We start from the raw sequence: 21,599 nt of genomic DNA, 5'->3' as shown, positions 1-21,599 counted from the left end.
CCCGCTTCGAGAGCCCTGCCCCGGAGCGGGGCGCGCCTGATCGACTTCTGCTTAGGAGCGTCGGCCGGCGAACCCGTCAGGATCAAGCCGGGTGGAGGCGCGCCGAGGGCAGCTTCTAGTGGACGTACGGCCAACCCGCGGCGTCCCAGCCCAGCAGGTTGGTGCCCAGCAGCGGGGCTCCGTTGTCCGCGTAGTAGTGGCAGAAGAGCACCTCGGCGCGTCGACCGCACCGCCGACGTTCGAGGGCCGGGTGGCGAGCGCCCGTACGGCGGTGTCGGTGGTGGACCCGCGGCCGGTGGCCGGGTCGAGACGGATCAACTCGAGTCCGCTCCAGAAGGAGCCGAAGCTCAGCCACCACTGCCCGTCGAAGATCCGATCTACCTAGGATCGTCCGGCCGATCGTCGCCCAGCCCGCTCTCCGGTGCGCTACAGCATCGATCCCGCTCGGTTAGCGTTGACGGATGCGGTGTCCATCGTGCGGCCAGGACAACGATCCCTCGCAGCGGTACTGCGCCCGCTGCAACACCAGCCTGCACGACACGGAGACACCGACCACCGAGCCGGTTCGGAGCACGCTGCCGCCGGCTACCACCGTGCTGGCCTACTCCCCCACGGGCACCGACGAGGAGTCGTACGAACCGCGGCGTCGGATGGCCCGTACGTTCGGAGGCTGGCCCTTGGTGATCATCGCCGTCGCCGTCGTCGCCGCGGCCGGCATCCTGATGACCAGGCAGACCAGGCAGACGGCAGAGCAGCAACCACAGCCGCCGCTGGTGGAGGCCCCCCAGGACAGCCCGCCAGGTCCACCGACCACGACCGGCGTGATCGCGACCACGGCCCCTGCCACCGGCGACGCCCCCACGTCGTCTCCCACCGCTGGCAGGGCGCAGGCCGTCGTCCTCGATCAACTGCTCGCGGACAGCGTGGCAAGTCGGCGCAAGCTCGTCCAGGCGAACGAGTGGGTGAGCGGGTGCACCAACCTGGCCCGGGCGGTCACCGCGTTGCGTCAGGTCGGTGACGAGCGCCGAGGCCAGCTCGCCAGGGTCGCGGCGTTACCGCTCGACGCGCTTGCCTCGGGCGAAGACCTGCGGCATGCACTACGTGTGGCGCTGCAGCACTCGCTGAACGCGGACGAGCACTACGTCGAGTGGGCGGCGGGCATGGAGTCGAGCAGGTGTCGAGGCAGTGCACGGCTGACCGCCGCTCGCAAGGACGGCGAGGCCGAGTCCGATGCGGCCGGAGCCGCGAAAACCGAGGTGGTGGAGCTCTGGAATCCCGTCGCGGACGAGTTCGGCTTGCCTCGGCGTACCCGGGACGACATCTGACTCAGAACGGCCAGGACGAGACCACCAGATCGATGGCCTTCTTGATGGCGTCCATCAGGGCCGTGCCGGCGACGGTCAGGGCCGCCAGCCGGGTCAGCGCCGACTCTACCTTCTTCCGGTCGGCCGGGTCCCGCCGCTGCAGGGAGTCCTCGATGACGCCGACCTGCCCGCGCGCGGCGTCGACGTCGCTGAAGTCCGAAAGTCGCTGCTCGATCGTCTGGAGCAGCTGGCGGAACCGGTCGAGCGCCGCATCGGTGCCGTAGTGGTTGTGTTGGGTGAACGACGGGTTGTCGCCGTGCACGTTGACCATGCCACCGCTGATGTTGTACGAGTCGCCCGCCGGGGAGGACTGGGAATTAGCCATTGCTCGCGCTCCCGTCATTCGTCTGGCCGAAGGTGGGGTTGGCTCCGCCGAGATTGACCTGGCCGCCACTGACCTCGATGCCACCGTAGTTGTTGTGTACGTGCGTGACACCCACCCGGAACTCGGTCGTGTCCACCCCGTTGTCGGTCAGGAAGTCGATGATGGCCTCGCTCACCACGCGGTCGAGAAGCTTGGTGTACTTCCACCCGTCGAGCGCCTGGAGGAACTTGCGGGTGTGCGACTCTGCCGCGAGTTCCCGGACGCTGAGCCGCGCGCCGTAGTCATAGGCGCGGAACTCCTGGCTGTCCAGGCTGGCCCGGTCCATCCGGCTGACGACCCTCCGCCTGTCCCGCAGACCCCTGACCAGCCGTCCCGGCGCGGTCGCCGTATCCGCGGCGAAACGACCGAGCGTGTCCCGGACCGACCTGCTGTTGATCTGGTCCTCGTGCAACGCGTCCGGGAGTCGATATTCGCGGCGGACCGGCGGCAGCACCGTGGCCATGAACTCGGTGTAGAGCCGGCCGCCCTCCACGGCGAGGTGCACGAAGGCCACCACCTCGAAGCCGAGGCTCTGCGCGGGCAGGACTGCCCGGCCGTCCTCGGTCTCGATCCGCTTACCGCCCATGGGTACGACGATCCGCTCGTAGTACCTGAGTCCGCCCTGCGGGGAGCGGATGATCGCCTCGAGTGCCTCCTGCGACGCCTCGCTGTACGGCATCCCGGAGCGCGGGTCGAGCAGCGGATCGTCCTGGTCGCGTACCCCGTCGGCGACCACGTGCGGGGCCAGGTAGAGACCGGCGACCCGCTCCCGTTCGGGCAACGCGCTGTCGCGCATCCGGAGCACGGCAGCGCGTACGTGCCGGACCAGGGCGACCGGGTCGAGGCGTACCGGTTCTCGTGGATCCTCCGGCTCGGGGTCCGGCTGCCCCGTCGTGGTGATCCGGGACATGATCTCACGCAGGGTCACCGCGAACGACCAGCCATGGGTCACCGTGCCGGCACCGATGAACGGATTGCTCTCCTGCACGGTGATGTTTCCGCGCTGACTCGCCGCGACCCTGGCCAAGCGCCGCTCGATCCGACTGCTCCTGGTCGGATAGACCCGAGCCGGCTGACCGGGTGCGAGTTCCCGGACCAGGATCCCGAGCGATTCCCGCCGGTAATGCAACAGGACAAGGTAGGTGAAGACGGCAAGCAGAATCGGCGCCAGCCCGAACATGAGGACACCCAGGTCACGAACACGTTCCGAAAACCAGACCTCGCCCAGGTCGACGGGCGACGCGGAGAACAATTCAACCGACGGGCCCTGCAGGGAGACCAGCGAGAACGCCATGGTGAGGGCAAAGCCGAGCGAACCTGCGAAGCAGAGGACGAGAACGGTGACCAGGAAGATCATCGCGTAGATCCGGGCCCGAGCGCCGGAATCGAGCCGCCGTACGGACGGCTGTTCGCGTGCCCGCATGAACGCCCCGATACCGAGCCAGCAGACGGTCGGAACCGTGGCGACAAGAAGCCCGGCGATCACGAGCCCGGTCACCCGCAGGTCTCGGGCGAGCATCAGCCGACGGGCCCGCAGGCAGTGCCGTACGACCGGGTCGAGGTCGAAACCGAACGACGGTGCGACGGCCCGCCGCTCGTCCTCCAGCACCTCCTGGATGGCCGCCTCGCCGAATTCCTGGTGCAGGTAGGCCGCGGCGCACAGGTACCTGGTCGTATCGCTCAGCGTCCGGGCGGGCGTGTATACCGGCGTACTGAACGGAGCGGAGTGGGCTTTCTGGGCGGGGACGTCCATGGTGGAGGATCGCCTCACACTGGTCCGTTGGCGCGGGGTCGTTTTCGGGGCAAGGCTGACGACCGTACTCATGGTCGGCCAGGTCCTGACCGGCACCCTACGCGGATCAACGGCTCGACCCGAACCCGTTAGCGGCCCCCGTGGTCAACTTTCGGAGTCATTTCCGGTCGAGTACCGGACCTTCACCGCCGCCGAGGCCTGGCGCCGCGGTGGCGCTGGGACACCGGCAGCAACGCCCGCCCGGAGGGCGGACCCACGGTGGTCCAGTGCGGCGGGCGGGTGAGCGCGGCCGGCAGCCGGGTGTTGTCGTCGCCCCTGGCCGCGTTGACCTGGAACTGGGTGAGGAAGATGCTGTCGCCGAGGTCGGCACCGCGCAGGTCGGCGCCCCGCAGGTCGGCACCGATCAGATCGGCCAGTCCGAGGTCGGCACCGCTCAGGTCGGCACCGATCAGGTAGGCGCCCCTCAGGTTCGCTCCCCTGAGGTCGGCACCGCGCAGTTTGGCTCCGACGAGGTCGGCGCCTCGGCGGTCGGTGCGGCGCCCCCGTACCTGCGTCCGGACCAACTCGCTCGTCCGGCTCAGCAGCGCGTCGACGTCGCGCCGGTGCGCCGCCACGTCCACGCGAAGGACCGCGTCGGGGTCGTACCGGGTGAGCGCTTCGGTCCGGTCGAGCAGCGTACGGAGGTCGCCATGGATCGGCCGGGCCGGCGGTAGGTTGAGCGCCTCGGTGAGGTACCAGAGCAGCTCGTGGAGCTGCCGCATGACGGTGAACACGTCGAACATCTGCTTCGCGGTTCCCGGCGCCTGCCGCCAGTCCCGACCGCCGAAGGTGACCTGAGCGACCCGCTGACCGGCGCCGAAGCAGTCGAAGACGGTGCAGCCGGAGAAGCCCTGCTGCCGCAGCTCCGGATGGATGCCGCAGCGGAAGTCCTGGCGCAGGTTGGGGCACGCCTGCCCGGCGTCCTTGTCGATCGCGAAGTCCGCCGAGGCGGCGAAGGCCGGGGCGACACAGCACAACCCGAAACAGCGGGTGCAGTCGGCTCGTAGCTCGGCGCCTGCCCCACCCGGCGCGTCCCGCGTATCCCGCGTATCTTCGTGCCCCGCGGTCAAGATTCGGATCTCCCGTCGCATTCGAGCCGCCGGCCGTCGCTGGCCCGCCTGGTAGAGCCTACCGCCCGTGCGACCGCGTCCATGCAGGTGAAGGGCCGTACGCAGGGGGCCATCCGCCGGTCAGAACTCCTGACACATCGGGTGCAGGCCGACCCGTCCCAGGGTCGGGTGGACGGCACAGGGCCGTTCCGACGCCCGGGCCTCGCACCTCCGCGGCGACCATGAAACTCGCCGTCGACACGTGCGACCCCGGTCCGGGCCGGTTGGTCCCCATCTCCGCCGTGCCGAGCACCCGGTCACCGTCGAGCGCGACGACCGTGAGCCCCGGCGGCGTTTCGACCCACATGCCGTACGCCTGCTCGGCGGTCAGCCCCGGGTCGTACGGGAACGTTTCCTGCTCCCGTACGACCTCCTGCACGATCGGCCACACCCGTGACCAGTCGCCTTCGACGAACTCCCTGAGCAGCACGGCCAGCACGGTACGACCCGATGGCGACGGGGACAATTGGTCACTCGGGGAACGTGGCACCGACCGCCGGCGACGGGGTGAAGGTCGCGGGTAGGTTGATGTAGCCGTTGATCGCCCTGATCGACGGGTACGGCCGCAGCCGCTCCTCGTCCACGACGTAGTCGGGAATCCGGCGCAGCACCTCCTCCAGCATCACCACGGCCTGCACCTTCGCCAGGTGGGCGCCGACGCAGCGGTGGATGCCGGAACCGAACGCCACGTGCCGGTTCGGGGTCCGGTCGAGGCGTACCTCGGTCGGGTTGTCGAAGGCCGCCGGATCGCGGTTCGCCGCCGCGAAAGCGAGCATGACCCGCTCGCCGGCCGCGATCCGCTGTCCGCCGAGCTCGACGTCGCGGGTCGCGGTACGCGACATGAACTGCACCGGCGCGAGTACCCGCAGGAACTCCTCGACCGCGGACGGGATCAGCGCGGGGTCGGCCACCAGCCGGTCCCGCTCGGCCGGGTTGCGGTACAGCCAGTGCAGTGCGTGCGAGACCAGCGCGGTCGTGGTGTCCACTCCCCCGGCGATGACCAGTCCGGACGCGGCGATGACATGGTCCAGCGGGAGCGGTACGCCGTTGTCGTCGGTCGCGGTGGCGAGCACACTGATCAGGTCGTCGGCGGGCTCGGCCCGGCGCTGCCCGACCAACTGCGCGATGAGCCCCGTCATCTCGGCCAGGCCCACCATGGCCTGCGCCGCCTCGGGACTTCCCGGCGTGCTGTACACGATCCGGTGGATCGGCTGCGCATAGCGTTCGAAGTCGGCCAGCGGGATGCCGAGAATGCTCATCGTGACGATCGCCGGCACCGGATTGGTCAGCGCGTCCACCAGGTCGGCCTGCCCGGTCGGGGTCACCCGGTCCAGGCAGGCGGCGGTCACCTGCCGGATGAACGGTTCCCGCCGCCGGGACCGCTCCGGCGACAACGGTGGATTCAGCAACCGCCGGTAGGTGAAGAACTCCGGCGGGTCCAGTTCCTGGGGGACGTTCAGGTAGGGCGTCGGCGGGTTGCTCGTACCGCGCATCGGGCTGTCAGGATCGCTGTGGTCGTAGAAGGACGAGAACGTCGAGTAGTCGCGCAGCGCCTCGACCAGGGGTTCGTAACCGGAGACCACCCAGGTCCCGCCGTGCGCGGGCGTGTACGCGACCGGGCACCGGGTGACGTTGTCGTCGGAGATCTCGCGCCAACGGCGCTGGTAGTCGGACGAGTGATGGTCGAGGTCGATCGTCGCCCTGGGCCGTACGTGGCCGGCTTCGTCGGTCGGAACAGCTTCCACGGATCCTCCTGCGATAGCGGTCCGTCCATCATGGCCGGTCATCGCCGGATCGTGTGACCGTCGAACGACGGACCGACCGTTATCCGAGCAGTCCCGGCCGACGGCGCCGCCCGACCGGTCGGCGTGGGCGGCGGCGTGCCGACACCAGCAGGATCACGATCGTCAGCACCAGCGCGACCGTGAGAACGGCAGCCACGCCGACGGCAACCGTCGGCGACAGGCCCGCGAACCAGGTCTCGCCGCGGGCGGTGGCACGTGCCGACGAGCGCTCGCCCGGCGCCCGCCCGGACACCGGTGACGGGGAGGGGGAAGTCGCCTCGCCCGGGTCGACCAGCCGGCCGACCGACGCGTCGCCAGCCACCGAGAAACCCCAGTCGAGCAGCGCCGCACCCTGCTGCCAGCCGCGCAACGGCCGGGCCTCCGCGCCGAGCAGCGTCACCACCAACCGCCGGCCGTTACGCTCGGCCGCACCGACGTAACTGTGCCGGGCCAGGGTGGTGTATCCGGTCTTGCCGCCGAGCGCACCACGGTAGCGGAAGATCAACTGGTTCTCGTTCTGGATCTGGAAGCCCTTCTGCGCTCCCTGCGCCGGAATCTGGGTACGCTCGGTCATCGCGTACCGCCGGAAGGCCTCGTTGGCGAAGCAGACCCGGGCGATCAGCGCCAGGTCGTACGCGCTGGTGAACTGCCCCGGCCCGTCGAGACCGGACGGTGTCACGGCATGGGTCTGCAACGCGCCCAGCCGGTGTGCCTCCTCGTTCATCGCCTCGACGGTGCCGGCGACCCCGGTGTCACCGCCGGCCAGCCGGGCGAGGACGTTGGCCGCGTCGTTGCCGGAGTTGAGCAGCAGCCCCAGCCAGAGCGTCTCCACCGGGTAGCGGCCGTTGAGCAGCAGACCCACCGCGGAACTGCCCGGCTCGAAGTCGAGGTCCCCACGGGTCACCGTGATGACCTGCTTCGGATCGAGCTTCGGCAGCGCGGTCGCGGCCAGCAGGAGCTTCTGCACGCTCGCCGGAGTGCCGTACTCGTGTGGGCCGCAGGCACCGAGGACGGCACCGGTGTCCAGGTCGGCGACCACCCACGAGGTCGCGGTCAGGGCCGGCGGCTTGGGCGCACCCGGCGGGACGACCAGGCCCGGTGTCGCGAGTTCCGGGCCGCCGACCACGCGGTGCGCGGGATCGCCGGCAGGCGGTGACGGGCGGGGCGGTGAAGCCGGGCGGGGTACCGGTGGCGACGGCGTCGGGCAGGGCACCGGTGCGGCGGCTCGGGTCGCGGTGGCCGGCGACGCCGCCGCGGCGCTGGCGGCTGCCTGTGGTGTGACCCCTGCGGCCGATACTGCGAGCACCGCACTGGTGACCGCGGCGGCCAGACGCCGACCCATCATGAGCACCAACCCCTCATGGGCAACGAGGGTAACTTGGGATGGTTCGCCCGGTCACGTGAGCCCCTGCTGGCGCCGTGGTCCAGCCAACCGGAGCGGTCCGGAGTCCCGATACGCCGTGCCGTGAGTCAGGTGGACGGGCGGCGGCTCGCCCAGGCAGCGTCGAGGCGACGTGCGACACGGAGAACATACGTCGCCTGGACGTGCAGCCAGTGATAGTCTCCGGCGAGTTCCCGCTGCGCGGTCAGTCGGTGACGCCCAGTGACCGGAAGCGGGGTGCCGGGCAGTGGCGGCCGACTCCGGGCGGCGGATTCCTCTTCGGAGAAGGAGTGCCGGGTGCCGCCCTCAGCGTCAACGCTTTTCGCCCAGATAACCACGTCGCAACGTCCCACCGACACAAGAGTGATCATGCGGCGGGCGGTGGTGCTGGGTGGGAGCATCGCCGGGTTGATGGCCGCGCGGGTGCTCAGCGACCACGCCGAGGAAGTTTTGATCATCGAGCGGGATCCGTCCGAGGTGGACGTCGGGCCGCGCCCAGGCGTACCGCAGGGCAGTCAGGTGCACGCGCTGCTGCCGGCGGGACAGGCGCAGCTGGAGCGCTGGTTTCCGGGCTTCGCGAAACAGGCGTTCGCCGCGGGTGCACCGCTGCCGACCGGCGGTACGGGCAAGGTCTTCCTCAACGGGGTGCTGCGTACGGCGCCGATGTCCCGGCCGCAGGTGCCGGGGCTGATCACCACGAGGCCGTTCCTCGAGGCACTGGTACGGAAACGGACCCTCGCCATCGACAACGTCACCCTGGTGCCCGGCCGGGCCGAAGGGCTGGTCCTCGACGACAACCGGGTCGCCGCCGTCCGGTACGTACCGGACGGCGGGACCGAGCCGGTGACCGTGACCACGGACCTGGTGGTGGACGCGATGGGGCGCTCCAGCCGGCTCGGCGACTGGCTCGACAGCTCCGGATGGCCGCGTCCTCCGATGCGCCGGATGCCGATCAAACTGAACTACGCCACGGCGCTCTACAAGCGTGACGAGCAGGTGAGCGACGCCTGGGTGGCGGTCGCCCAGACGACTCCGGGCAACGGCCGGGTCGCCCGCATCGGTGGCATCAACTCGGTCGAGAACGACCAGTGGATCATGCTGGTCGCCGGCTACGACAACGACCGGCCCAGCCGCGACGCCGACGATTTCACCAACCGCTGCCGCGAGCACTTCCCCCAGGAATTCCGGGACATCGCCGAGCACGCCCAGCGGATCGGCGACGTGGTGACGTACCACCAGGCCGACAGCCGCCGCCGGGACTTCCACGAGTTGGACCGGCTCCCGGCCGGCCTGGTCGCCGCCGGGGACGCGGTCGCCTCGTTCAATCCGATCTACGGCCAGGGCATGACCTCGGCGGCACTGCACGCCTCCTGCCTGTCGGCGTACCTGCGCTCGGACCCGGCGCTGCGCGACGAGCCAGCACGGGCCTACTTCGAGCAGGTACGGGTGGTCGTCGACGCCGCCTGGCAGGTCTCCACCTTCGCCGACCTCGACCTCCCACACGTCGACGGGCCGTATCCGCGCGGGTATCGGCTGATCAGGTGGTTCGGCAACCTGCTGTTCCGCGCGTCGATGACCGACGGGGTGGTCAACGACCGGTTGGCGCGGGTCACCACCATGCTCGATCACCCGACGGCGCTGGCCCGCCCGAGCACGCTGTGGCGCGCGGTCAGGCTCCGTTTCCTCCCCTGGACGAGCGCCTGGTAGGAGCGGCGGAGCGGAAGGTCGGGAGCGCCGGCCGGTCAGCGGCGGTGACGCTCCCGGAAGCGGTGCCGGAGGATTCCGGGAGCGTGCCGTCCGCCGCTACCGATCACGGCGTACGGCGACCGTACGCACCCGCGGCGATGGCGACGCCGACGGCGGCGAGACCGACCTGTAGGGCGAGTTCGATCCAGTCGGGGCCATCGGTGTCGGCGACGTCGATCGCACCGGCGATGATCGTGCCGAGCAGGGCGGCGAGGATGCCGATGACCAGGGTGAGCCAGATCGGGATGCTCTGCTTGCCGGGTACGACGAGGCGCCCGAGGGCGCCGATGACGAGGCCGATGACGAGGGCGGTGAAGATGCCACTGATCTCCATGTCGGTTCCTTCCCTTCGATGTCTGCCGCGCTCGTCTACCCACGCGGCGGGCCAGCTCAATCCCAGTGTGAACGGGCTGTCGAGCGCGGAGTAGAGGTCTGTCGATGCGTACGATGGGCGTGGCCCACGGCTGGATTGGGCATCACGGCGGGGCCGGTTAGTTTTGTGACTCGACCAGTCAGGTGAGGAAGGCGTCGCGGCGTGGGTGGCTACGGGTTTCAGGTGGCGCTGGTAGCAGTATTGGTGCTGGTCAACGCGGTCTTCTCGGGTAGCGAGATGGCCCTGGTGTCGTTGCGGGAGAGTCAGCTGCAACGGCTGGAGCGCGGGTCGCGTACGGGACGGGTGCTGGCCCGGTTGGCCCGGGATCCGAACCGGTTCCTGGCCACCATCCAGATCGGCATCACCCTGGCCGGTTTCCTCGCCTCGGCCGCCGCCGCGGTGTCGCTCTCGGCACCGCTGGTCGAGCCGCTGGGCTTCCTCGGGTCGGCCGCCGAGCCGGTTTCGATCGTGCTGGTGACCATCGTGCTGACCTTCCTCACCCTGGTCTTCGGCGAGCTGGCCCCGAAACGCATCGCGATGCAACGTACCGAGGGTTGGGCACTGCTCGTGGCCCGCCCGCTGGACATGCTCTCCACGTTCTCCCGCCCGGCGGTGTGGCTGCTCAGCCGGGCGACGAACACGGTCGTACGGCTGACCGGCGCCGACCCCGACGGCGGCCGGGAGGAGGTCACCGCCGAGGAACTGCGGGACATGGTCGCCGCACAGCCGAGCCTGACCGCCGAACACCGCACGATCATCAGTGGCGCCTTCGAGGTGGCCGACCGGATCCTGCGGGAGATCCTGGTGCCCCGGGGCGAGGTCACCACCCTGCCGGCGGACATGCCGACCGCCGAGGGGCTGCGTGTGCTCGCCAAGTCCGGACAGTCCAGGGCGCCGGTGGTCACCCGCGCGGGTCTGGACAACGTCGTCGGCGTGGTGCACCTGCGGGACCTGCTCGACGGCACCGGCGTGGTGGCGGACCATGCGTCCGAGGCGCTGTTCATGCCGGAGACCCTGGGCGTGACCGACGCGATCCGGCAGATGCGCCAGCAACGCCAGCAGTTCGCCCTGGTGGTGGACGAGCGCGGCTCGATCGACGGCATCGTGACGATGGAGGACCTGATCGAGGAGATCGTCGGGGAGATCTACGACGAGACCGACCGCGACGTGCAGGCCGTGGTCCGCGAGCCGGGCGGCACCCTGCTGCTCTCCGGCACCTTCCCCATCCACGACCTGCCCGACCTCGGACTCGACCTGGACGAGGCCGACGACGGCGACTACACCACCATCGCCGGGTTGGTGCTGGCCCGCCTCGGTCACATCCCGACCGCGCCCGGCGAGACGATCGAGGTGCCCGCGTTCACGGCAGCGGTGGTGGAGGTGACCGGCCACGCGATCACGAAGGTCCGGCTGCGTCCCCGCTCGGGTGACTCGCCCGGCGGCGACGACGAGGTCCGGCAGGCGTCGGGCCAGGTCCCCAGCAAGCGGTAGCAGCCGGACGACAGCGGTCGGCAGCCCGGGCGGTCGCCGGCTCAGCCGAGGTCGAAGTCGACCATCCCGGACCGTACGCCGTTGACCTGGACCTCGATCCCGTGTTGGCCCGGGTGGTACCGGCGGGTGGTGATCGGTTTGAAGGAGTGCCGCCGGCTGAGCGTGATCTGCTGTCCGGGCGCGAGGACCCGGTTGGTCAACTTGAAGACCTTGGGCGCGAGGCTGCCGTTCGCCTTGCGGAAATGCACGACGTAGTCGATGACGAGGTTCGCGTCCCGGTCGCTGTTGTTGGCCACCACGATCTCGAAACCCAGTTCACCACCGAGGCGTACGGCGGTCCGGGTCAGGTGCGGGCCGCTGACCGAGACGTCGACCGGGGGCGGGAAGCCGAGCAACGCCATGGCACCGGGGTCGGCGGCCTTGACGAGCGTACGCATCGCGTGCCGGACCAGGCGCGGGGTGGACGGTTCCGGGCGCTGCAACCAGCGCTTCGCGGTGGCGACGGCCAGGTCCGGGTCGAGTCGGCTGAGGTCGTTGAGGTGGTTCGCGACCGAGCGCCGCACGTATTCGACCTCGTCCCGGTAGAGCCCGTCGAGGATGGCGATGGTGGCGTCGGGGCGCCGGGTCAGCTCCGGAACCCGCTTGGCCCAGGGCAGCCGGGGCCGGGTGCCCTCGCTGGCCAGCCGGCGTACGTGCTCGTCCGGGTGGGTGGTCCAGCCGGTCACGGTGGCCAGGGTGCGGTCGAGGTCGGCGTTGAGGAACGTGCGCAGCGCGAACTCGCCGGTGAGCCGGCCGGTCAGCTCGACGAGCAGGCCGAGCCCGGACTCGAAGTCACCGGCCTCGGGTGAGGCCAGCGCCCGTACCGCGACGGCTTCGGTGACCGGCCAGATCATCCAGCCGGTGAAGGACGGATCGGCCAGGGCGTCCCGCAGGATCGCCGCCGAGGACCGGTAGGAGTCGGGCAGGTCGGACAGCAGAGCATCGCGGATCGCCAGCGCCCGCTCACTGAGGGTCAATCCGACCAGCGCCGTGCCACTTGCGGCGACACCGTCCCAACCGCGTCGTGGCGCCACGGCCGTGAGTACGCGTACGAGATGGGTCACCGTCGTCGTGCTGATGAGTTCGTCGGCGGTGGGCATGTGTGTCCTCGTGCTGGTGCGATGGAAGTGCCCCGTGCAGGGGCGGGGCCAGCATCGCACGCAGGTGGGACAGTTCCCGGCCGGTAGCCGCCCTGCCTCCGACGTCGTGACGTCGTGGCGAAGTTCCGACCAGCGGGCTACGGGCGCCCGAGCAGGTAGCGCTGGATGGTGGGGCCGAGCCAGTCGACCAGTTCCGCACGGTCCATCCCGACCACCGGCGGCAGCAGCAAGACGTAGCGGGTCAGGGCCAGACCGAGCAACTGACTGGTGATCAGGCCGGCGCGCTGCTCGACGGGCAGCGCCGGCTCCCCACCGGGCGAGGAAACCCCGGCGCGTACGGCAAGGGCACGGATCGCCGGACCCACCTGGTCGGCGAAGATCTGCCGCATCCGCTGTGCCGCCGCCGGGTTGGTCGCCCCCGCGCGCAGCAGGGCGATCATCGTCTCGTCCTCCTCCCACCGGTCGAGGAAGTGCCCGACGAGCGCGGCCCCGAGCCCTTCGGCCGGTAGGTCGCCGAAGTCCGGCAGCCGCAGGTCGAACTCGGCGGCTGCGGCGAAGAGCCGTTCCTTGCTGCCGTAGTAACGCATCACCATCGACGGGTCGATGGCCGCGTCCGTGGCGATCGCCCGGATGGTGGCCCGGTCGTACCCGTCGGCGGCGAACCGCTCGCGGGCCGCCCGCAGTATCGCCGCACGAGTGGCGTCGGACCGGCGCGGCGGTACGGCCGGGTCGGCCGCCACCGGATCGGACCCGACGCCCGGGGCCGCGACCGCACCTTGATCACGCGGGGACATGTCAACGAGTGTAGGCCAACACCCGTTGACATCGACGTCGATACCCACCTACCGTTGTCAACAGACGTTGGCAAACAAGCGTTGGCATTGACTTTTCCGGAGGTAACGATGCTGCCCAGCAACTGCGACGTACTCGTTGTCGGTGCTGGTCCGACCGGGTTGGTCACCGCCGTGGCGCTCGCCCGGCGCGGCGTCGACGTCACCGTGGTCGACCGGGTGGCCAAGGGCCACAACACCTCCCGCGCCAACGGCGTACACGCCCGGACGCTGGAGGTACTGGCCACCCTCGGTGCCGCCCGACCCCTGGTCGAGCAGGGCGTCCCGGCCACCCGGGTCACCCTCCGCGACCACGACCGGACCCTGCTGACCATGCGTTTCGACGACCTGCCGACCCCGTTCCCGTACGTGCTGCTGGTGCCGCAGTCGGTGACCGAAAAGGTGCTCCTCGACCGGCTCACCGCGCTCGGCGGTCGGGTGCTGCGGCCGTACCCCGTGGTCGGCCTGGTGGCCGACGGGACCGGCGCCCGGGTCAGCTTCGCCGGTGGGGAGACCGTCCGCGCCCGCTACGTGGTCGGCGCGGACGGCGTGCACAGCACCGTCCGGCGACTCGCCGGCATCGACTTCCCCGGTACGGACAGCGCGCAGTCATTCGTCCTCGCCGACATCCGGGTCGACACCGCACTCCCCCGCGACGAACTGGTGCTCTTCCTCTCCCGCACCGGACTGCTGGTCTGGGCGCCGCTGCCGAACGGCAGCATCCGGATCGTGGCCGAGGTCGACGACCCGCCAGAACACCCCGACGTGGCGTACGCGCAGTCACTGCTCGACGCACGCGGCCCGACCGCACGACGCAGCACGGTCACCGAACTGCTCTGGGGTTCGCGTTTCCGGGTGCACCACCGGGTGGCGGAGTCGTTCCGGGCCGGGCCGGTGCTGCTCGCCGGGGACGCCGGGCACGTGCACAGTCCCGCCGGTGGGCAGGGCATGAACCTCGGCCTGCGCGACGGCGTGGCGCTCGCCGACGCCCTGGCCGACGTGCTCTCCGGCGCCCCCGAAACCGTGCTCGACGGGTACGCGACCAACCGCCGTTCGGTCGCGCGGGAGGTGGTCGGCTTCGCCGAGCGGCTCACCCGGATAGGCACCACTCCGCCCGCGCTGCGCCCGCTGCGCAACGCGGCGCTCCGGCTGCTGTCCAGCCGCCCGGCCGCCCGGGGCCGGGTGGTCGGGCGGCTCGCCGGGCTGACCGATCGGTGACCGGATCCCGCCGCGCGCCACCAGGCACGCGTGATGCCTACGCGTGACCGCCCACGGTCACGGTGCCCATCGTCAACCGGGGTGTGCCCTCGAGGATCCGGCCGATCCGCTCCACCTCGTCGTCGAGCTCTGCCTGTCTGCCCTTGCCGAGGCGGCGCAGTGACTCCACCGTGACGTCGAGCTTGCGTCCGGAGCGGCGCAGGTGCCAGACCCCGGCCACCGTGCCGTCGACGAGCAGCACCGGGAAGGTCCCGGCCTGACCGGTACGGCTCAGCGCCCGCTCCGCCGCCCGCCCCTGGAAGATCCGCTTGCGGGGATGGCTGCCGACCGTGTATGCGTCGAAGTACGGCAGCAGCCGTACACCCTCGGGCTCGGTCTCCGGCAGCGGCGTGTCGTCGGCGGCCAACCAGGCCGGGGAGCCGTCGAACTCGACCTCGCGCAACTCACCGGCGAGGGAGTCGAACAGTTCCGCCGCCCAGCCGGGCGGTCCCCCGATCCACTGCGCGAACTGCTTCGATGTTGCCGGCCCGTACGCCCGCAGGTAGTGCCGGACGACCCTGGTGAGGGCGGCCCTGCCCCGGCTGGGCCGGAAGTCGGGCAACCAGCGGTGCGGGTTGGTGTACGTGACCCGCCGGCCCCGGTTGGGCCCGAAGCAGAGCGCGCCCCGGTGAGCCGCGACCGTGATCGCCTGCCGCCAGCGCGGCCACTTCTCCTGGAACGCCGGTACGACGAGGTCACCCGCCCACGGCCCGGTGGCCGCCAGCACCGCCTCGCCCAGTTCCTCGACGGTCAGCTCGGCGTCCTCCAGCGCCTGCCCGATCGCCCCGACGACCTCCTCGGTCTGCCCGGCGGTCAGCCGCACCTCGTCCGGGAACTGGTTCGTCGACGGGATCGCCGACAGCGCGCCGGTCCACGTGGGCAGGTCCCGGGTCGGCAACAGGTGCACCGTCCCCCGCGGTCCGTACGTCTTGACCAGGCTGCGTTCGGTCCAGAGCGCGTCGCGTACGTCGGTTCGGGTTGCCCCTTGCAGCCGCAGGCCGAGGGAGAGTTCGGCCGCGGAGAGCACCTGGGCGTGTGCGCCGCAGATCGCACCGGCGACGCCGGCCGGGTTCGCGTCCGGCGACCCGGAAGCGAGTGCGTGTCGTTCCAGGCGCCGGGCACACACCTGCGGCCATTCCAGTCGCGGTACACCTGCCCGTCCGCTCATCGGACATCCCTTCGACGCGGCTCCGGCGGAGCGTATCGAAGGTCGCGCCGGGCCGCTGGGAACCGGACCGCTCAGGCGTGGTCGGCGTGGGCCGGATTCGTGGTCGGCGTGGGCCGGATTCCAGGACCGTGGCGATCCGTTCGCGGCGGTGCGGCCGACCGCTGCCCGCAGGCGTCGGCAGGCCGCACCGGTGTCACCGCTAGACGAACCGCTTGACGAAGGTGAGAGCGGTGTCGGCGACCTCGCGCCAACCGCTGTCGATGGTGAGCGCGTGTCCGCGATTGGGGATCTCCACGAACTCGGTCACGCCCTCGTTGCGCTTCTGCTTGTCAAACGTCGCCTCGGAGATCGCCCGCGGCACCGTGTGGTCCCGCTCACCGGAGACGATCAGCATCGGTCCGCGCTCCGGGTTCGTGCTGTCCACCTTCGCCTCGGTCCACGGGTTCAGGTTCGCCGCCGCGGCCTGGAACAGCGGTGCCCCCGGCGCCGGCACGGCGTACGTGTCGTAGAGCTGCCGTGCCTCGTCCTCGGTCACCGCGTTGGCGAACGCGAACCGGAACTGGTCGTACGTGAGCGGCACGGCGCGGTGCCGGTTCGCCGGGTTGCCGAGCACCGGTGCCGCCGACCGCAGCGCCGAGATCGGCAGCGGCAGCACACCCCGGAACGGCGCGGCGTCGATCGCCACCGACGCGGCCGACAGGCCCCGCCCGGCGAGGATCTGGGTGAGCAGGCCGCCGAACGAGTGCCCGATCACCGCGGGCTTACGCTCCAGCTTGCCGATCACGTCGGCGTAGTGGTCGGCGACCTGGGTGATGGTCTTGTCGGCGAAGACCTCCGGGTGCGCGTTGGCCTCCTCGACCGTCTCCGGGTCGTCCGGCCAGCCCGGGGTCAGCGGCGCGTAGCCGGCGGCCTCGAACACCTCCGCCCACCGGTCCCAACTGCTGGGGAGCAGCCAGAGGCCGTGGATGAACACCACCGGCGTACGGCCGCTCGCGTTGGCCGCCGCGATCTGCTGTTCGGTGCCGACCGGTAGCGGGTGTACGGATTCAGTCATGTTCTCTCCCAGGTTCACCTGCACAGACGCGCTGAACCTACTCGCGCTGCCTGGCCGGAAGCTATACCGGGGGCTGGACATCAGGTGACGTAGGTTCGCCTTCGGCCATCCTGCGACCGACCGGACCGCCCCCCGCGGGGACGCGGGTGACCGGGCAACCGGCGGTCACCACCGGGTGACCCGTACATCCGTTAGCCTCGATGCGACCACCTCGGCGTCATGTGGGTTTCTCCGCTGAGGCTCGTGGCGTTCACGGACGGCCTCCAGGGTTATCGACCATGAAGAGGCTCAGCCGTCGCATCATCGTCCTGGGTGGACTGGCCACCGCGGGAACGGTGGTCGCCCCCTGGCGCATCGCCCAGGCCGCCGTTCCGTTTCCGTTCAAGCTGGGGGTCGCCTCCGGCGAACCGGCGCCCGACAGCGTCGTGCTCTGGACCCGCCTGGCCCCGTCGCCGCTCAACGCCGACGGGCAGGGCGGCATGGCCAACGCCGACGTGACCGTCGAGTGGCAGGTGTCGGCCAACGAGCGGTTCACCTCGCTGGTCGCGTCCGGCACGGTCACCGCCCGTTACGCCGACGCGCACTCGGTGCACGTGGTGGCCGGTGGCCTCGCCCCCGACGCCGACTACTACTACCGGTTCCGAGCACAGGGGCACATCTCGCCGGTGGGGCGGACCCGTACCGCACCGGCGGTCGGCACGTTCGGCCGCGACCTGGTGATGGCCTTCGCGTCCTGCGCGCACTACGAGTCGGGCTACTACACGGCGTACCGGCGGATCGCCGAGGACAATCCCGGACTGGTACTGCACCTGGGCGACTACATCTACGAGGGCGGGGCGACCGCCGGAGCCGTACGCGAACACCTCGGCAGCGAGATCGTCACCCTCGCCGACTACCGCCGCCGGTACGCCCAGTACAAGTCCGACCCGGACCTGCAGGCGGCGCACGCCGCCGCGCCGTGGCTGGTGGTGCCGGACGACCACGAGGTGGAGAACAACTACGCCAACATGGTCCGCGCCAACAACAGCCCGGCGCTGACCACCGCCCAGTGGACCGCCCGGCGTACGGCCGCGTACCGCGCGTACTACGAGAACATGCCGCTGCGACCGAGTTCGGCGCCGAGCGGCAACGCCATCTCGCTGTTCCGCCGGGTCCGGTGGGGGCAGTTGGCCACCTTCCACATGCTCGACACCCGCCAGTTCCGCGACGACCAGGCCAGCGGTGACGGGTGGAAGGTCTCCACCGACGCCGACCTGGCCTCCCGCAGCCTGACCGGCGCCGCCCAGGAGACGTGGCTGCTCGACGGCCTGGCCCAGCACTACGGCACCTGGGACATCCTGGGCCAGCAGGTCTTCTTCGCCCGCCAGCTCGATGCCGCCGGGGCGGCCAACATGGACGCCTGGGACGGCTACCGCGCGTCCCGCTCCCGGATCCAGCAGGGCTGGTTGCAGCGGGGCGTACGCAACCCGCTGGTGCTCACCGGTGACGTGCACCGGGCCTGGGCAAACGATCTCAAGGCGGACTACGCCAGCTCTTCGTCGGCCACCATCGGCACCGAACTGGTCTGCACCTCGATCACCTCCGGTGGCAACGGCAGCGCGAGCACGACCATCCCGAACGTGTCGAACAACCCGCACCTGAAGTTCTCCTCCGACCGGCGCGGCTACGTCCGTACGACCATCAGTCCCACCCAGGTCCGGGCCGACTTCCGTGCGGTGGCCACGGTCACCGAGCACGGTGCCCCGGTCTCCACCGTCGGTTCGTTCGTCATCGTCGACGGCCAGCCCGGCCTGCGTCCCGCGTAAGAGGAGAAAGCCACCCGATGTCAGCCATCACCTCACTGCTCGTCGCGTCACTCCTCGCGGCACCGATCCCGTCGGACGTCGCCGCGGCTGCGGCCACCTGGTCCACCGCCAACAGCGTCGCCACCGGTGACCAGGACACCCCGGCCATCGCGGCCAACCGCAACGGGCGGGTCGCGGTCGTCTGGGAGGACGACCGGGACGACACCAATCCGGGTGACAACCTGCACTCGGAGATCTACCTACGGGTGTTCAACAACGGCGCCGCCGTGTACGAGCTCAAGCTTTCCGCCGCCGGCACCAGTGGTGCCGCGTGGCGGCATGTCAACCCCGACGTGGGCCTGGACGACAAGGGCAACGCGGTCGTGGTGTGGTCCGACGACCCGGACGGCAACGGGGTCTACAACGTGCCGTACCGGGTGGTGTCCCCGACCGGGACGGTGCTCGCCTCCGGCCGGGCCAACGCCAGCACCGCCGGGCAGCAGACCTGGCCGAGGGTCGCGGTCGACCCGGACGGGGTGGCCAACAACAACGCCGCGGTGGCGTTCACCGTGGTCTGGGAGGACGTCCAGGGCACCAGCCCGGCGACGGTCAAGGCCGCCGGCTACACCAACATCACCACCAAGGCGTACGAGGTGACGGCGAGCCAGACCACCGGCCAGCACCACCGGCCGGACGTGGCGGTGTCGGCGTCCGGCGAGGCGACCGTGGTGTGGGACGAGGACGGCGACGCCAACGGCTCCTACAACGTCGGCCTCACCCGCCTGGCCAGGGCGAACGGGGCGGTGACGCTGTCCCGCCGGACCGCGAACGCGAACAGCGGCGGTCAGCAGGTGCGCCCGGCCGTGGCGGCGAACTTCAACGGTGACTTCACCGTCGCCTGGGAGTCCGACCACACCGGCACCCGTGGGGTGTGGACCCGTTCGTTCACCGCGACCGGTGCGGCCCGGCACAGCGAGGTCGAGACCTCCGCCGGTGCGGGCGCCGCCGCACCGACCGTGGGCATCGACGACCAGGCCAACGTGGTGGTCGGGTGGACGGTGCAGGCAACCGACACCGACGTCCGGGTCCGCGGCCTCAACCCGGACGGTACGGACACCGGCCGGCTCGCCGCGCAGGTGCTCAGCCAGTCCACCGTCGGCCGTCAGGAGCAGCTGGCGCTGGCCAGCTCGGCCTGGGGTGAGGTGGCGGTCTGCTACACCGACGACAACGACGGCAACCAGTTCGACCAGGTCCTGCTGGGCACCGGCGTGACGAACTCGAACTGGTAGGACCAGGCGCGGGACACCGTCCCGGATCGGTCACGTACGCCGGTCCGGGCGGTGTCCCTTCCGCACAAAAGTCCGGGTCAGCGGGCGGCGGTGCGTGCGTCGGTCCGGCCGTCGGGGTCGGTGGCGCCGCGGTGCACGGTCACCTTCACCACCCGGCAGGTCCACGGCCGGACCCGGACCGAGACCACGTCACCGAGCCGGCAACGGTCACCGATCTCGGCCGGCAGGATCCAGGCCCGGGTACGGGCGGCCCGACCGTCGTCGAGTACGAGGTAGAAGTCGACCGCCCGGACCGCGTTGGTGCCGCCGCCGTGTCCGGCGATCCAGTCCCGTACGCCGAGCCAGCGGGCGGCCGCCTCCCGGCCGGCGGAGGTGTGCCGTTCGCCACGTTGGCCGCTGGCGATGTTCCAGAGGAGCAGGGCGCTGATCAGGAGCACTCCGAACGCCAGGTGGTAGCCGTCCATGCTGCGGACCATGTAGTGCGCCGCGCCGAGGGTGATCCCCACCGAGGCGAACAGCCCCAGCACCCGGAGCCCGTTGATCGCGGCGGGTGAGAACCGGGGGCGGGACAGGCCGAGGCGGCGGGCGGCGGCGATCACTGCCTGGCCCAGTCGTGCGGTCCAGTCGGCGGAGCGGTCGGCGTCGGCGAAACCGAGCGCGGTCAGTGGGACCACACCGTCGACAGCGCGTTCGACGACCCGGTCGAGGACCTGCCGCTCGTACGCGTCGAGTTCGGCCGGGTCGCGCCCGGTCGGGTGGACGGTGGCGTGGCGCGGGTCGGGGCCGGTCTGGCGTAGTTCGACGTGACCTCGGGCGGCGAGGTCGAGCAGGCTGGACTCGGCGGCGTCGACGGTGCTCCGCCACCGGTTCACCAGCAGGCTGACCACCGCCGGTGACTCCGGGCCGGGCAGGTTCATGGTGGCCGCGCCCGCGGTGACCGGGGCGGGACGGGTGCGCAGCCGGATCACGGCCCGTCCGGCGACGAAGAGGGCGACGCAGGCCGTGGGCAGGCCGGCCTCGACCGCCAGGGTCGAGAGGTTCATCGGTTGCTCGGTGGCCGGGACTCAGAACCGGACGGGGACGTCGGCGCGCTCGTCGCCGCCGGCTTCGAGGTACGGCTGTGCGCGGAACCCGGCGAGCCCGGCGACGATGCTGGTCGGCAGCGACTCGACGGCGGTGTTCAGCGCCTGTACGGCGGTGTTGTAGAACTGCCGCGCGTACGCGATCTTGTCTTCGGTGGCGGCGAGTTCACGTTGCAACTCGACGAAGTTGGCGCTCGCCCGCAACTGCGGATACGCCTCCGCGACCGCGTACACCCGGCCCAGTGCCGAGGTCAGCGCCTCCTCCGCGCCCGCCCTGGAGTCCGCGCCGCCGGCTGCCCCGACCGCGGCGGTACGCGCGGCGGTCAGCGCGTCCAGGGTCGTCCACTCGTGGCCGGCGTAGCCCCGAACCGTCTCCACCAGGTTCGGGATCAACGAGTGCCGACGCTTGAGTACCACGTCCACCTGGGCCCACGAGGCCCGTACCTGGGCCTGCAACCGGACGAGCCGGTTGTAGGCGGAGACCGCGTTGACCACCAGCACCACTGCCAGCAGCACCACGGCCGCTGTCACCACCACCAGCACCACGCCCGTATCCACTCGAACCCACCTCTTCGAGACGTCTGACGATCGG

General features: G+C 70.9%; 18 protein-coding genes and 1 pseudogene. 6 read left to right on the top strand and 13 right to left on the bottom strand.

From position 1 onward, the window contains the following. The first annotated feature begins 461 nt into the window (after positions 1–461). Positions 462–1,325: a zinc ribbon domain-containing protein gene (locus AB0J90_RS24655; protein ID WP_363599523.1), complete on the top strand. Its 864-nt coding sequence runs from the start codon at positions 462–464 to the stop codon at positions 1,323–1,325. A 1-nt stretch (position 1,326) separates the two neighbouring features. Here AB0J90_RS24655 and AB0J90_RS24650 read toward each other — a convergent pair whose 3' ends face one another. The 6 genes and pseudogenes from AB0J90_RS24650 to AB0J90_RS24625 all read right to left on the bottom strand — a co-directional run bounded on the left by AB0J90_RS24650 (position 1,327) and on the right by AB0J90_RS24625 (position 7,755). Continuing rightward, a complete protein-coding gene (locus tag AB0J90_RS24650; RefSeq protein WP_363599521.1) occupies positions 1,327–1,689 on the bottom strand; it encodes a hypothetical protein in 363 nt (120 codons plus the stop codon). Beyond that, a complete protein-coding gene (locus tag AB0J90_RS24645; RefSeq protein ID WP_363599519.1) occupies positions 1,682–3,481 on the bottom strand; it encodes a hypothetical protein in 1,800 nt (599 codons plus the stop codon). Before AB0J90_RS24645 ends, AB0J90_RS24650 begins: the two co-directional genes overlap by 8 nt. 182 nt (positions 3,482–3,663) lie before the next feature. Continuing rightward, positions 3,664–4,611 carry a pentapeptide repeat-containing protein gene (locus tag AB0J90_RS24640; protein ID WP_363599517.1) on the bottom strand — a complete coding sequence of 316 codons (948 nt, stop codon included), beginning with the start codon at positions 4,609–4,611 and terminating at the stop codon, positions 3,664–3,666. 99 nt (positions 4,612–4,710) lie between these two features. Next, positions 4,711–5,059: pseudogene (locus AB0J90_RS24635) on the bottom strand (GNAT family N-acetyltransferase). Positions 5,060–5,099: 40 nt separating this feature from the next. Beyond that, positions 5,100–6,374 carry a cytochrome P450 gene (locus tag AB0J90_RS24630; protein WP_363599515.1) on the bottom strand — a complete coding sequence of 425 codons (1,275 nt, stop codon included), beginning with the start codon at positions 6,372–6,374 and terminating at the stop codon, positions 5,100–5,102. Between the two features lie 79 nt (positions 6,375–6,453). Continuing rightward, positions 6,454–7,755 (bottom strand): serine hydrolase, encoded by a 1,302-nt coding sequence (locus AB0J90_RS24625; RefSeq protein WP_363599531.1) that lies wholly within the window; start codon positions 7,753–7,755, stop codon positions 6,454–6,456. A gap of 408 nt (positions 7,756–8,163) precedes the next feature. Here AB0J90_RS24625 and AB0J90_RS24620 point away from each other — a divergent pair, with 408 nt between their 5' ends. Further along, positions 8,164–9,501 (top strand): FAD-dependent monooxygenase, encoded by a 1,338-nt coding sequence (locus tag AB0J90_RS24620; RefSeq protein ID WP_363599513.1) that lies wholly within the window; start codon positions 8,164–8,166, stop codon positions 9,499–9,501. A gap of 103 nt (positions 9,502–9,604) precedes the next feature. Here AB0J90_RS24620 and AB0J90_RS24615 read toward each other — a convergent pair whose 3' ends face one another. Further along, a complete protein-coding gene (locus AB0J90_RS24615; protein ID WP_363599512.1) occupies positions 9,605–9,874 on the bottom strand; it encodes a GlsB/YeaQ/YmgE family stress response membrane protein in 270 nt (89 codons plus the stop codon). A 201-nt stretch (positions 9,875–10,075) separates the two neighbouring features. On the opposite strand from AB0J90_RS24615, the gene AB0J90_RS24610 reads away from it, so the two are divergent. Next, entirely contained in the window at positions 10,076–11,404 is a 1,329-nt protein-coding gene (locus AB0J90_RS24610) for a hemolysin family protein (RefSeq protein WP_363599510.1), read from the top strand. 41 nt (positions 11,405–11,445) lie between these two features. Here AB0J90_RS24610 and AB0J90_RS24605 read toward each other — a convergent pair whose 3' ends face one another. Further along, complete coding sequence (locus AB0J90_RS24605) at positions 11,446–12,543, bottom strand: DNA alkylation repair protein (protein WP_363599508.1); 1,098 nt, start codon at positions 12,541–12,543, stop codon at positions 11,446–11,448. A gap of 137 nt (positions 12,544–12,680) precedes the next feature. Continuing rightward, positions 12,681–13,337, bottom strand: a complete 657-nt coding sequence (locus AB0J90_RS24600) for a TetR family transcriptional regulator (RefSeq protein ID WP_363599506.1) — start codon at positions 13,335–13,337, stop codon at positions 12,681–12,683. 108 nt (positions 13,338–13,445) lie between these two features. On the opposite strand from AB0J90_RS24600, the gene AB0J90_RS24595 reads away from it, so the two are divergent. Further along, positions 13,446–14,591: an FAD-dependent oxidoreductase gene (locus AB0J90_RS24595; protein WP_363599504.1), complete on the top strand. Its 1,146-nt coding sequence runs from the start codon at positions 13,446–13,448 to the stop codon at positions 14,589–14,591. 37 nt (positions 14,592–14,628) lie between these two features. Here AB0J90_RS24595 and AB0J90_RS24590 read toward each other — a convergent pair whose 3' ends face one another. Both AB0J90_RS24590 and AB0J90_RS24585 read right to left on the bottom strand, forming a co-directional pair. Beyond that, positions 14,629–15,798 carry a winged helix DNA-binding domain-containing protein gene (locus AB0J90_RS24590; RefSeq protein ID WP_363599502.1) on the bottom strand — a complete coding sequence of 390 codons (1,170 nt, stop codon included), beginning with the start codon at positions 15,796–15,798 and terminating at the stop codon, positions 14,629–14,631. 199 nt (positions 15,799–15,997) lie between these two features. After that, complete coding sequence (locus tag AB0J90_RS24585) at positions 15,998–16,852, bottom strand: alpha/beta hydrolase (protein WP_363599500.1); 855 nt, start codon at positions 16,850–16,852, stop codon at positions 15,998–16,000. Between the two features lie 278 nt (positions 16,853–17,130). On the opposite strand from AB0J90_RS24585, the gene AB0J90_RS24580 reads away from it, so the two are divergent. Together AB0J90_RS24580 and AB0J90_RS24575 are read left to right on the top strand one after the other, a co-directional pair. Further along, on the top strand, positions 17,131–18,657 hold the full coding sequence (locus AB0J90_RS24580) for an alkaline phosphatase D family protein (RefSeq protein WP_363599498.1): 1,527 nt from the start codon (positions 17,131–17,133) through the stop codon (positions 18,655–18,657). A 17-nt stretch (positions 18,658–18,674) separates the two neighbouring features. Next, positions 18,675–19,925, top strand: a complete 1,251-nt coding sequence (locus tag AB0J90_RS24575; protein WP_363599496.1) for a hypothetical protein — start codon at positions 18,675–18,677, stop codon at positions 19,923–19,925. Between the two features lie 77 nt (positions 19,926–20,002). Here the strand turns inward: AB0J90_RS24575 and AB0J90_RS24570 are convergent, their stop codons facing one another. Further along, positions 20,003–20,968: a hypothetical protein gene (locus AB0J90_RS24570; protein ID WP_363599494.1), complete on the bottom strand. Its 966-nt coding sequence runs from the start codon at positions 20,966–20,968 to the stop codon at positions 20,003–20,005. A 21-nt stretch (positions 20,969–20,989) separates the two neighbouring features. Continuing rightward, positions 20,990–21,565, bottom strand: coding sequence for a LemA family protein (locus tag AB0J90_RS24565; RefSeq protein WP_363599492.1), 576 nt, complete (start codon positions 21,563–21,565; stop codon positions 20,990–20,992). Positions 21,566–21,599: the final 34 nt, after the last annotated feature.

It is taken from the genome of Micromonospora sp. NPDC049523, assembly GCF_040676775.1.
Classification (GTDB): Bacteria; Actinomycetota; Actinomycetes; order Mycobacteriales; family Micromonosporaceae; genus Micromonospora_G.
Note: the sequence above shows the minus strand (reverse complement) of the source record. Positions and strands in the feature narration are given on the sequence as shown.